The sequence below is a fragment of the Neisseria sp. P0009.S007 genome (genome assembly GCF_051962515.1).
This window is the reverse complement of the sequence record NZ_JBQCVF010000099.1, coordinates 1-7,800: the sequence shown is the minus strand read 5'-3', so window position 1 is coordinate 7,800 and position 7,800 is coordinate 1. Positions and strand designations below refer to the sequence as shown.

Here is a 7,800-nt window from a genome sequence, read left to right as displayed (position 1 = left end):
GCAAAAAGCCCTGCGCGAAATTCTCCGCAAAATCGACTGATAAGCTGATCCATCTATATCAAGGCCGTCTGAAAACATATTTTCAGACGGCCTCTTTGTGTCTTTTATATCAAATGCTTTATCTATCCAGTCTGTCATTTGAAAAGTGCTACAATAGCCGTTTATTTTATTTTTCAGACGGCCTGACACCATGTGCAACCATCATCCCAAACATTCACACGATAATGACACCATCCGCATCCGCGGCGCGCGTACACATAATTTGAAAAATGTCGATTTAGACATTCCGCGCCACAAGCTCGTGGTGGTAACAGGATTGTCAGGCAGCGGCAAATCGTCGCTGGCATTTGATACTTTGTATGCCGAAGGCCAACGCCGTTATGTTGAAAGCCTTTCTGCCTATGCCCGTCAGTTTTTGCAGATGATGGACAAGCCCGATGTCGATTTGATAGAAGGCCTGTCGCCTGCAATTTCCATCGAGCAAAAATCCACCAGCCACAACCCGCGCTCCACCGTCGGCACGGTTACGGAAATCCACGATTACCTGCGTCTTTTGTACGCACGTGTCGGTACCCCGTATTGCCCCGAACACAAGCTGCCGTTATCCAGCCAAACCGTGTCTCAGATGGTCGATGCCGTATTGAAACTGCCGGAAGACACGCGCGTGATGATTCTGGCGCCGGCGGTGCGCGAGCGTAAGGGTGAGTTTGTCGATTTCTTTGCCGACTTGCAGGCGCAGGGTTTTGCGCGGGTGCGCGTGGACGGTGAAGTCTATCAGCTTGACGAAGTGCCGAAGCTGGAAAAAAACATCAAACACAACATTGACGTAGTCATCGACCGCGTGAAAGTGAAGGCGGACATCCAGCAACGGCTGGCGGAAAGTTTTGAAACCGCGCTGCGCCACGGCAACGAGCGCGCGCTGGCGATGGAAATGGACAGCGGCGAAGAACATTGGTTCTCCGCGCGTTTCGCCTGTCCCGTATGCTCATACAGTCTGCCCGAATTAGAGCCGCGTCTGTTTTCCTTCAACAACCCGATGGGCTCCTGCCCGACTTGCGACGGCTTGGGTAATACTAACTTCTTCGATCCCGAAAAAGTGGTCGCCCATCCTGAATTATCCTTAGCCGCAGGCGCGATTGACGGCTGGGACAAGCGCAACCAATTCTATTTCCAAATGATTCAGTCGCTGGCGCGGCATTACGGTTTCGATGTGCAGGCTGCTTGGGAAACGCTACCTGAAAAAGTGAAAAAAGTCGTGTTGCACGGCTCGGGCAAAGAAGTCATTGATTTCACTTACCTGTCCGAACGCGGCACCACCTTCAACCGCAGCCACGCCTTCGAAGGCATCATCCCTAATCTCGAACGCCGCTACCGCGAAACCGACAGCGAGACCGTGCGCGAAAAACTGCGCGAATACCAAAATCACCGCGCCTGCCCGAGCTGCGGCGGCGCACGTTTGCGCAAAGAAGCCCGCTACGTTTACGTCAGTGGCGAACCGCTGCACGAAGTCTCCGCTTGGCCGCTGACCAAAACCCACCAATTTTTCGAAACGCTGGATTTGGACGGCAACAAAAAACAAATCGCCGAAAAAATCCTCAAAGAAATCACCGAACGGCTCGGTTTCCTGATTAATGTCGGGCTGGATTACCTGAATTTAAGCCGCTCCGCCGAAACCCTTTCCGGCGGTGAAGCCCAGCGCATCCGCCTCGCCAGCCAAATCGGCAGCGGTCTGACCGGCGTGATGTACGTTTTGGACGAACCCTCCATCGGCCTGCACCAGCGCGACAACGACCGCCTGCTCGCCACCCTCAAACGCCTGCGCGATTTGGGCAACAGCGTGATTGTAGTTGAACACGATGAAGACGCCATCCGCGAAGCCGATTTCGTCGTCGATATGGGTCCCGGTGCGGGCGAACACGGCGGCAACGTACTGATTGCCGACACGCCCGAAAACGTCGCCAAATGCGAAAAATCCGTTACCGGACAATACCTCAGCGGCAAAAAAACCATTGCCGTACCGTCTGAACGCACGCCCGTCAATCCCGACCGAATGCTCGTCCTCAAAGGCGCGCGCGGCAACAACCTCAAAAACGTTACTCTTGAGCTTCCGCTCGGTTTGATTACCTGCATCACCGGCGTATCCGGCAGCGGCAAGTCTACCCTGATTAACGACACCCTCGCCAAAATTACCGCCCGCGAACTCAACCGCGCCCAAGAAGAACCCGCCCCATACGACGACATCCACGGCCTCGAACACCTCGACAAAGTCATCAACGTCGACCAATCCCCCATCGGCCGCACCCCGCGCTCCAACCCCGCCACCTACACCGGCCTGTTCACCCCCATCCGCGAACTCTTCGCCGGTGTCCCCCTCTCGCGCGAACGCGGCTACAACGTCGGCAGATTCTCCTTCAACGTCAAAGGCGGCCGCTGCGAAGCCTGCCAAGGCGACGGCGTGATTAAAGTCGAAATGCACTTCCTGCCCGATGTGTACGTCCCCTGCGAAGTCTGCCACGGCAAACGCTACAACCGCGAAACGCTCGAAATCCACTACAAAGGCAAAAACATCAGCCAAGTCCTCGACATGACCGTCGAAGAAGCCCGTGAATTTTTCGATGCCGTCCCCACCGTATCGCGCAAACTGCAAACCCTGATGGATGTAGGCCTAGGCTACATCCGCCTCGGCCAGTCCGCCACCACCCTATCCGGCGGCGAAGCCCAGCGCGTCAAACTCGCCTTGGAACTCTCCAAACGCGACACCGGCAGAACGCTCTACATCCTCGACGAACCCACCACCGGCCTGCACTTCGCCGACATCGCCCTGCTGCTGGAAGTGATAGGTCGTCTGAAAGGCAAAGGCAACTCGATTGTGATTATCGAGCATAATCTTGACGTAATTAAAACCGCGGATTGGATTGTGGACTTAGGGCCGGAAGGGGGAGATGGCGGTGGCAGGATTATTGCGGAAGGTAGTCCAGAGCTTGTAGCAAAAATTGAGAAGAGCTATACTGGAAGATACTTAAAAAATTTTTTTAAATAATTTATAAAGGGAAATACTATGCCTTTTTTAAACTCACAAGAAGCAGAACAACTAGAAACAAAACAAAAATTCTCAAAAGAAAAACTTGGAAAAATTAAGGAAGAGATTTCTTCGAGTAGTACATTTTCATCTGAAGCATTTAAAAACTTATGTGTCTATACAACTGGTTCTTTTGCTCGTTCAGAAGCAACAGATAAATCTGATTTAGATATTTTTATAATTGGAGAAAATGATAAACAACACCATTATGGGAAAATTGATGAAATAAAAATATTTTCTGAATTAATAAGAATTAATAAAAAACTAGAATTTCCTGAATTTAGCAATGACGGAGAATTCCTTAAAATTTTTAAATATAATGAAGTTGAAAAAATAATTGGCTCTCCAATTGATGATCATAATAACTGGTTTACAGCTAGAATGCTCCTTATTTTAGAAAGTAAATGTATCTATAACGATGAGAAGTATAATGAATTTATTGAAAAAATAATTAAATTTTATCTAAGAGATAAAGAACATAGTAATTTTAAATTGTATTTTTTATTAAATGATATATTAAGATTTTGGAGGACACTCTGTTTAAATTATGAAGTAAGCCGCACTAATCAATCAAAAAAATGGGGGAAAAAAAATATTAGTCTAAAGTTTAGCAGAAGACTAACAGTATTTGCTACTATTATTTATATATTCGTTTTTAAAATTAACTCAGAGGATGACCTTATAGAAATGATTAAAAAGACCCCCTGGGAAAGACTGAGAGAGTCCATAAATAAATTAAATAATAGTAAAATTAATAATGATTTTACTTTATTTGAAAAAGAATATATAGATTTTTTAAATCTCAAAGAACAGTATAATACTGAAATTGATAATAGCAGGCTCGAAGAATTGGGAAATAGCAAGACTTTTAGAAAACTTATTTCCGATATACTTTTACATCAATCGATAGACGAAGATTTACGGTTATTTTTAATTTCATAATTGATTTGGAGTGAGCATTATGAAAAATAAAATTCTTCTTTTGAATATAAGAAATAAAGAAATAGATAATTTATTCAATGAATTACGCTCTAATTATCATAATTCCATACCTAGCTTCCCTCATATTACAATTCGAGGTCCGCGGTATAAATTTAATGACTCTACGATTGAAAAAGTAGAAAAAGTTATCCAAACTATATCAATAGAGGTCGTAGGTTTAGATATTATGGAATATAAAAATTTATATTTTTGTGTATTTAAAGTTAATTCTCCAGCATTAAAAGATATTTGGGATAAACCAGATTTTCCAATAAGAGAATTTGGATTTAACCCACATATAACCCTGTATAAAGGAAATAAAAATATTGCGAAAAAAATTAAAAATAAAATTGAATCAGAAAAAAGATACAAACATTTAATTTTTAACTCAAAAGATATTGAGATTAAAAAAAGTATTATTGGGCAGTATGAGTTAGCGATTTGACTTGTAAATAGCAAGCCGTAGCCTGCATACCCACCGACCGCGTGCGTGGCTACGCCACACACCCTACCTGTGAATTACACGGAACTTCAAAGCCAACGCGTAGGGTGTGTGCAGTACGCACGCACGCGGTTGCTTGATTGACGGTTTGCCGTTTCAACTTTTAACTGCGTTGAAGCTAGCGCTTTCAGACGGCCTCTAATGTCGTCTGAAAACATCAGCAAGCCGTAGCCTGCATATCCAACCGACCGCGTGCGTGGCTACGCCACACACCCTACCTATGAATCACTCAGAACTTAAAAACCAACGTGTAGGGTGTGTGCGGTACGCACGCACGCGGTTGCTTGATTGACGGTTTTGCCGTTTCAACATTTCAGACGGCCTCCAATGTCGTCTGAAAGCGCTAGCTCCAACAAAGTTAAAACCTTAAACAACAAACCGTTCCTTCTCCAACATCCAAACCACAAACAAAAATCCTATGGCGCGTTATCGCAGAAACTTCATTGCCGGCGGCACATTCTTTTTCACTGTCAAACTCGCCGACCCAAAATCGCGCCTGCTTGTCGAACATATCGACTTATTGCGTGCGGCTTATATTGATGTGCAAAAACAATATCCCTTTGAAACCGTCGCCGTATGCGTGCTGCCGAACCACATTCACGCCATTTGGACGTTGCCGCCCGACGATGCGGATTATTCCCTGCGCTGGCGGCTGATTAAAACCAAATTCTCTGCACATTTCCCTCATGCCGAAAACCTGTCTGCCAGCAAACAGCGGCGGCACGAACGCGGTATTTGGCAACGGCGTTTTTACGAACACACCGTGCGCGACGAAACAGATTTGCAACGTTGCACGGACTACATCCATTTCAATCCCATCAAACATGGATTGTGCGGCAATGTCCGCGATTGGCCGTTTTCGTCGTTTCACCGTTATGTACGGGATGGATGGCTGCCGTTAGATTGGGGCGGCACAAAAGAAACGGCGGTAATGAGTTTTGGGGAATGAATACCATAATAAAAAACTTACCGACCACGTGCGTATCACACACATCCTACCTGTGAATCATGCGAAACTTTAAACAATACATAGGATAAGCCGTAGCCTGTATATCCATTCGACCGCGTGCGTGGCTACGCCACACACCCTACCTATGAATTACGCGGAACTTCAAAACCAACGTGTAGGGTGTGTACGGTACGCACGCACGCGGTTGTTTGATTGATGGCTTTCTGTTGTAAATTAAACTTAGTTGAAACTAACGCTTTCAGATGGCATAAGAAATGACTGTCTGAAAATTGAAAAATGCCTTATCCCAGACACTCTGATTCACAAAACAAAAAACGGATTCCAAATCATTGGAATCCGTTTTTCTCTAAAGCTATCCGAATTATTTAGCTTCTTCTTTAGCGTCTTCAGCAGCTTCTTTGGCATCTTCCGCTGCGTCTTTTGCGTCTTCTTTAGCCTCTTCAGCAGCATCTTTGGCTTCTTCGGCTTTTTCTTCAGGAGTTTCTGCAGCAGGAACGCCTTTCAAAGCGTCCAAAGAAGTTTTACAAGTTGCATCGCGTTGGTCTGCAGGCAAGTTTTTCAACGCTTCTTTGGTTTGTTCGAAAGATTTTTGCATCATGTCTTTGGTTGCGGCATCTACGTCTTTAGTTGCTTCGGCAAATGCTTTTTCGTACTCGTCACAAACGGCAGAAGAAGATGAGCCTGAACCGCCGCATGCTGACAGGGACAGGGCTACCAACAAAGCCGCCAATAAAGCTGATGTTTTCATGTGTCTCTCACTTTTTTAAATTTAGGTTAAAGGATATTATATGTTAATTCATTATATGAAGGTGTCAAGAGTTTTTGTTTAATTTAATCAAAACTATATCATTGAAAGAGCCGGCCTATCTCAACATGATCAAGGCCGTCTGAAATTTCAGACGGCCTTAGGCTTGCAAGCAATCTTTTTTTCAACGATTACGCCGCTTTACGGTGATAATGTCTGAGCGCATGTTCTTTGCGACGACCGCTACTGAATGCAGATACGCGTTTCAGGTAGCCGATGACGCGGGTGCCGTAGTCGATGTCGTGGCTGCCGCAAGCAGAACAGGCGTGCAGGGTGCGTTTGTCGATATGGCCGCATTCGTTGCAGATGGTGATGCGCACGTTCACGCAGAAGTAGTTGCAGCCGGTTTGCGCGGCGATGTCCAAGAGCGAGCGGTAGCCAGATTCGGGCAAGGCTTCGTCGAGGTTCAGGTGCAACGCGGAGCCACCGTCGAGCCAATCCACCAGTTCTTTACCATGCAAAAGGAATTTGTCGAGCGCGTTGATTTCTTCGTCTTCAACGACGTAGAAATAGGAGTTGTAGCAGTCGCGGCTGACTTTGTAGCCATCGGCTTTATCCCATTTGGCGTTTTTTACGCCGAGGTTTTCGGCGGGGACAAACTCGGTGTTGAACTTCACGCCGTAGTGCTTGCTGGCGGCTTGGTTGGCTTCGAATATGGTTTTCAGACGACCTTGGACGAAGTTGATGTAGTCGTCGTTGTGGCCGACTTTGATGCCTTGCGATTCGGCGGCTTCCGCCATGCCGTTGATGCCGATGGTGAGGAACTGTTTGTCCAGCGTGATAAAGCCTGCATCGTAAACGGGCAGCATGCCGGCGGCTTGGTATTCTTCCATCAGTTTGCGGTAGGCGTATTGGTATTTGTGGATTTTGGCCACTTCGGCGGCAAGGTCGCGCCCGTCTTGCTCCAACCGGTTCATATTGATGGTGATGACGTTGATGGAACCGGTCGCCACGCCGCCCGCGCCGAGGGTGTAGCTGAAGGTTCGGTCTTCGATGGCGTTACGCAGGCGGCAGCAGGAAGCCAAGGAGTCGGGGTTGTCGGAAAGATAGACGAAGAAGGAATTGCCTTCCGCCAATTCTTTCGCCATTTCGTCGGCGAACACGGTGTCTTTGCATTTGCCGCCGTCGGTCAGCATCGCAGCGGTCACGACGGGGAAGGTCAAAACGGCTTTGGTGCGCTCTTGATTAAACCATTTAAGGAAGAAGTTTTGCAGCTTCGCCACGCTCGGCCAAACCGGTTTGCTGAAATCGGGGAAGACGAAATCGCCGAACATCGCGTCAAAATAGTATTGATCGTAAACGGAAATATTCCAGAATACGCTTTGATAACCGCGTGCGGCGGCAGGCTGGTTGATGCTGTACACCACCTGCTGCATATGGTTGGCGATTTCTTTGCCGTGGGTTTCCAAATAATCGTCGCCGTAGTCTTTGCGGGCGAAGTAGTCGAAATAAGTCAGAAATTC

7 protein-coding genes are annotated in these 7,800 nt (G+C 47.0%); 4 read left to right on the top strand and 3 right to left on the bottom strand.

Annotated features, from left to right (window positions below; genetic code table 11):
* Window positions 1–189, bottom strand: a 189-nt coding sequence (locus ACTHS3_RS09120; RefSeq protein ID WP_440367763.1) for a hypothetical protein, incomplete at its 3' end; no start/stop codon positions are given.
* 1 nt (window position 190) lies between these two features.
* On the opposite strand from ACTHS3_RS09120, the gene uvrA reads away from it, so the two are divergent.
* The 4 genes from uvrA (at window position 191) to ACTHS3_RS09100 (ending at window position 5,511) form a co-directional block, all read left to right on the top strand.
* Window positions 191–3,040: an excinuclease ABC subunit UvrA gene (gene uvrA / locus ACTHS3_RS09115; protein ID WP_440367761.1), complete on the top strand. Its 2,850-nt coding sequence runs from the start codon at window positions 191–193 to the stop codon at window positions 3,038–3,040.
* Window positions 3,041–3,058: 18 nt separating this feature from the next.
* Window positions 3,059–4,021, top strand: a complete 963-nt coding sequence (locus ACTHS3_RS09110; protein ID WP_440367759.1) for a nucleotidyltransferase domain-containing protein — start codon at window positions 3,059–3,061, stop codon at window positions 4,019–4,021.
* Window positions 4,022–4,040: 19 nt separating this feature from the next.
* The gene (locus tag ACTHS3_RS09105) at window positions 4,041–4,505 is read left to right on the top strand and encodes a hypothetical protein (RefSeq protein ID WP_440367757.1); all 465 of its coding nucleotides are present in this window, start codon (window positions 4,041–4,043) and stop codon (window positions 4,503–4,505) included.
* A 475-nt stretch (window positions 4,506–4,980) separates the two neighbouring features.
* Complete coding sequence (locus ACTHS3_RS09100; RefSeq protein WP_440367755.1) at window positions 4,981–5,511, top strand: REP-associated tyrosine transposase; 531 nt, start codon at window positions 4,981–4,983, stop codon at window positions 5,509–5,511.
* A 382-nt stretch (window positions 5,512–5,893) separates the two neighbouring features.
* Here the strand turns inward: ACTHS3_RS09100 and ACTHS3_RS09095 are convergent, their stop codons facing one another.
* The gene (locus ACTHS3_RS09095) at window positions 5,894–6,280 is read right to left on the bottom strand and encodes a DUF5339 family protein (RefSeq protein ID WP_440367753.1); all 387 of its coding nucleotides are present in this window, start codon (window positions 6,278–6,280) and stop codon (window positions 5,894–5,896) included.
* Between the two features lie 188 nt (window positions 6,281–6,468).
* Window positions 6,469–7,800: anaerobic ribonucleoside-triphosphate reductase (gene nrdD, locus ACTHS3_RS09090; RefSeq protein WP_440367751.1), on the bottom strand; the 1,332-nt coding region annotated here is incomplete at its 5' end.

Coding starts and splice junctions, on each gene's coding strand:
- uvrA (WP_440367761.1), top strand. CDS start 191: ATGTGCAACCATCATCCCAAACATTCACACGATAATGACACCATCCGC.
- ACTHS3_RS09110 (WP_440367759.1), top strand. CDS start 3,059: ATGCCTTTTTTAAACTCACAAGAAGCAGAACAACTAGAAACAAAACAA.
- ACTHS3_RS09105 (WP_440367757.1), top strand. CDS start 4,041: ATGAAAAATAAAATTCTTCTTTTGAATATAAGAAATAAAGAAATAGAT.
- ACTHS3_RS09100 (WP_440367755.1), top strand. CDS start 4,981: ATGGCGCGTTATCGCAGAAACTTCATTGCCGGCGGCACATTCTTTTTC.
- ACTHS3_RS09095 (WP_440367753.1), bottom strand. CDS start 6,280: ATGAAAACATCAGCTTTATTGGCGGCTTTGTTGGTAGCCCTGTCCCTG.